Annotated in this window: 1 protein-coding gene; it reads left to right on the top strand. The window is 69.0% G+C overall.

Going from position 1 to position 612, the window contains the following annotated elements:
* Nucleotides 1–612, top strand: a 612-nt coding sequence (locus ABEB16_RS21645) for a HAMP domain-containing protein (RefSeq protein WP_345714238.1), incomplete at both ends; no start/stop codon positions are given.

The following is a 612-nucleotide window of genomic DNA, read 5'->3' as shown; positions in this document are numbered from 1 at the left end:
GACCATCAACACGATGGTCGACCAGCTGTCCAGCTTCGCCGACGAGGTGACGCGCGTGGCCCGCGAGGTCGGCACCGAGGGACGCCTCGGCGGGCAGGCGCAGGTCAAGGGCGTTTCGGGCACCTGGCGCGACCTCACCGACAACGTGAACTTCATGGCGGCCAACCTGACGGGCCAGGTGCGCAACATCGCCCAGGTCGCGACGGCGGTGGCGCAGGGCGACCTGAGCCAGAAGATCACCGTGGACGCGCAGGGCGAGATCCTCGGCCTCAAGAACGTCGTGAACACGATGGTCGACCAGCTGTCCGGCTTCGCGGCCGAGGTGACGCGCGTGGCGCGCGAGGTGGGCACCGAGGGCAAGCTGGCCGGCCAGGCGCAGGTCAAGGGCGTCTCGGGCACCTGGCGCGACCTCACCGACTCCGTGAACTTCATGGCCTCGAACCTGACCAGCCAGGTCCGCAACATCGCGCTGGTGACGACGGCGGTGGCGCAGGGCGACCTGTCCCAGAAGATCACCGTGGACGCGCAGGGCGAGATCCTGGACCTCAAGAGCACCGTGAACACGATGGTCGACCAGCTGTCCAGCTTCGCGGCCGAGGTGACGCGCGTGGC

Source organism: Kineococcus glutinatus, from assembly GCF_039542765.1.
GTDB lineage: Bacteria > Actinomycetota > Actinomycetes > Actinomycetales > Kineococcaceae > Kineococcus_A > Kineococcus_A glutinatus.
This window is presented reverse-complemented; position numbering and strand designations above follow the sequence as displayed.